Source organism: Photobacterium marinum, from assembly GCF_000331515.1.
In the GTDB taxonomy this organism is placed as follows: Bacteria; Pseudomonadota; Gammaproteobacteria; order Enterobacterales; family Vibrionaceae; genus Photobacterium; species Photobacterium marinum.
Map to the genome: position 1 here is coordinate 1 of NZ_AMZO01000059.1, position 2,898 is coordinate 2,898.

Genomic DNA, 2,898 nt, shown 5'->3' on the forward strand with positions numbered 1-2,898 from the left:
CACCTTATTGCAGGCGTTATAAGCATAAATTATACAGTGAGGTACTAATGAAAAAGGGAAATTGGCAAATAATATTAAGTGTCACAGTATTTTTCGGTATTGGATATTTAATTTGGTTAGGAATGTCGTTCTTCTTTACAGCCTTAGCAACAGCTGATGCCAAAATTTCTGCTGCAATTATCGGTGCAATGACAACTGTATTTGTCAGTATATCCGCAGTAATAATTACACAACGCCAAACTAAAGCTAGGGAAGTTGAGGAAGCTCACCGTGCTAAAAAAGTGGAAATATATGAGAAGTTTATAAAGACAGTTACTTCAATTGTGGCCGGTGAAAATGATGAAGTCTCAATGCAAGCTCCATCACAACAAGAGTTGATTGACTATTTAGTTGACTTTAAAACTGAAATAATGCTTTGGGGTTCCCCTGAAGTAATCAAGGCTCAATTGGAATTTGAGCGAGTATCAAAAAATGGTGGTGATATTTTCGAGGCTGTAAATAATTTATATAAATCAATTCGCAAAGATATAGGTCTTAGCAATAGTGGGCTTAACAACTTGGAGTTGATTAAGTTGTACTTGAAAGACCCTAACGAATTAGACGAGTTAAGGGCTCTCGGAGCGTCGAAGTAACATTGGGAACCGTGCTTATAACAAAGGCATCAAGGTGACACGTTACACTCGGCGGTTTTGGTATTGAGTTCAGTGTGCTTGATAAGTTTGGCGTTGGTGCACCTTATGCCTGGCGTTAGGCATGCTGAAGAGCGACTCTGTTTTTATTGGTTATTTCTTCGCTCAAGAACGATGCCACAAAGGTCATTCGTTCATCGCAAGGCTGTCCATAAAGTATAGCGAAAAGCTGTTTTTTTCTTTCGTTGTTGCCTTTAGCTCCGGCAATGAACCATCGCATTATTCATCGTTACACTGTGACGAAAGGCTTGCCGGTTATTTGCCTATTTGTCCTGTGATGCAGCCCTAAAGAACACTTCATCAGGTTGTCATGCAAATGTATTTGGTTCAACGCGTTGATAGTTAGTGGGAAAATACAATCTCGAGGTTGTTGCGTCCCATGTTTAAAGGCGGGATGCGTTGATCGTTCACCTCCCAAGTCAGGACAGCGCACATGGAAATGCCTAACAAAGGCATCAAGGTGACTTGTTACACTCGGCAGTTTTGGTATGGAGTTTGGTGCGCTTGGTAGGTTAGTCGTGGCGCACCTTATCCCAGGCGTTAGGTGCTATTTGGAGGAAAATTTGAGCTTGTCTTTATTAAACTCTGGTCCAATTGTTGATGTTGCAGCAATAATTGCAATATCTACATCAGCAATTGCAGGTTTCATTTCAGCATTTCTCCCAAGGAAGGACAGGGAGAAAGTTTCAAAGAATACTGAGAATATCAACTCGAGTATTGAGCGAGATTGCAGGCTTTTTGAAGTTCAAGCAGAATTAAGAAGACAGAAAGTTATATCTAAATGGCAAGGTGTTGCTGCCACATCACTTACTTTTAGTCAGTATATAGTCGGTGGTGTTTTAACCACTTCTTTCATCCAAGATAATTTGTCGTCACAAGTTGTCGGATTATTGGGGTTATTGGTATTAGTATCGTCACTCATCCATCAACAATTTAGACCAGATTTAAAGTCAAGGTTTGCGAAAGAGCGGATTGTGACTCTAAGGGGATTGATTCGTGCAATAGAGGATGACTTATTTGCTATCAGACAAGGTACGCTAAATCAAGAGTCATTACATGATATACGAGTCAAAGTTACAAACTCACTGAAGGATATTGAAACTTCAGAGTTGCAAGACTTGGGAAAAATTGACTCTGAATCAAGCACCTAACAAAGGCATCAAGGTGACGCTTTACACTCGGCGGTTTTGGTTCGGAGTGTATTTGGTTTTGTAAATTCAGCGTTGGCGCACCTTATGCCCGGCGTTAGGCATGCTGAAGAGCGACTTTGTTTTTATTGGTTATTTCTTCGCTCAAGAACGATGCCACAAAGGTTATTCGTTCATCGCAAGGCTGTCCATAAAGTGTGGCGAAAGGAATGTTGTTTCTTCCGTTGTTGCCTTTAGCTCCGGCAATGAACTCTCGCATTATTCATCGTTACAATGTAGTGAACGAATTGTCGGTTTCTTTGGCTATCTGTCTGGAGATGCAGCCCTAAGGAACACTTCATTAGGTTGTCATGCAAATGTATTTGGTTCAAATCGCTGATAGTTCATGGGAAAATACAATTTCGAGGTTGTTGCATTCCATGTTCGAGGACGGGAAGCGTTGATCGTTCACCACCCATGTTAGGACAGCGCACGTGGAAATGCCTAACAAAGGCATCAAGGTGACTTGTTACACTCGGCGGTTTTGGTTTGGAGTTCAGTGGGCTTGGAGGGTTAGTCGCGGCGCACCTTATGCCCGGCGTTAGGCATGCTGAAGAGCGACTCTGTTTTTATTGGTTATTTCTTCGCTCAAGAACGATGCCACAAAGGTCATTCGTTCATCGCAAGGCTGTCCATAAAATATGGCGAAACGCAGGTTGCTTCATCAGTTGTTGCCTTTAGCTCCAGCAATGAACCCTCGCATTATTCATCGTTACACTGTAATGAAAAGCCTGTCGGTTTCTCAGCCTGTTAGTCCGGTGATGCAGCCCTAAGAAACACTTCATCAGGTTGTCATGCAAATGTATCTGGTTCAAAGTGTTGAAGGTTCATCGGGAAATACAATTTCGAGGCTGTTGTATCCCATGTTTGAAGGCAGGATGCGTTGAGAGTTCACCTTCCAAGCTCGGACAGCGCACATGGAAATGCCTAACAAAGGCATCAAGGTGACTTGTTACACTCGGCAGTTTTGGTTTGGAGTTTAGTGGGCTTGGTAAGTTCGTCGTGGCGCACCTTATGCCAGG

The 2,898-nt window shown here is 42.4% G+C and carries 4 protein-coding genes; 3 read left to right on the plus strand and 1 reads right to left on the minus strand.

Translation table 11 applies throughout. The annotated features are described in order from the left end of the window. A partial coding sequence (locus tag C942_RS24070; protein WP_232428218.1) for a hypothetical protein occupies positions 1-632 on the plus strand: 632 nt, incomplete at its 5' end. A 626-nt stretch (positions 633-1,258) separates the two neighbouring features. Beyond that, the gene (locus tag C942_RS24075; RefSeq protein ID WP_157372685.1) at positions 1,259-1,840 is read left to right on the plus strand and encodes a hypothetical protein; all 582 of its coding nucleotides are present in this window, start codon (positions 1,259-1,261) and stop codon (positions 1,838-1,840) included. Between the two features lie 94 nt (positions 1,841-1,934). Here the strand turns inward: C942_RS24075 and C942_RS25400 are convergent, their stop codons facing one another. After that, complete coding sequence (locus C942_RS25400) at positions 1,935-2,096, minus strand: hypothetical protein (RefSeq protein ID WP_198287514.1); 162 nt, start codon at positions 2,094-2,096, stop codon at positions 1,935-1,937. A 421-nt stretch (positions 2,097-2,517) separates the two neighbouring features. Between C942_RS25400 and C942_RS25685 the strand changes: the two genes are divergently transcribed. Then, a complete protein-coding gene (locus tag C942_RS25685; protein WP_007471508.1) occupies positions 2,518-2,649 on the plus strand; it encodes a hypothetical protein in 132 nt (43 codons plus the stop codon). Positions 2,650-2,898: the final 249 nt, after the last annotated feature.

Coding starts and splice junctions, on each gene's coding strand:
- C942_RS25685 (WP_007471508.1), top strand. CDS start 2,518: ATGGCGAAACGCAGGTTGCTTCATCAGTTGTTGCCTTTAGCTCCAGCA.
- C942_RS25400 (WP_198287514.1), bottom strand. CDS start 2,096: ATGCGAGAGTTCATTGCCGGAGCTAAAGGCAACAACGGAAGAAACAAC.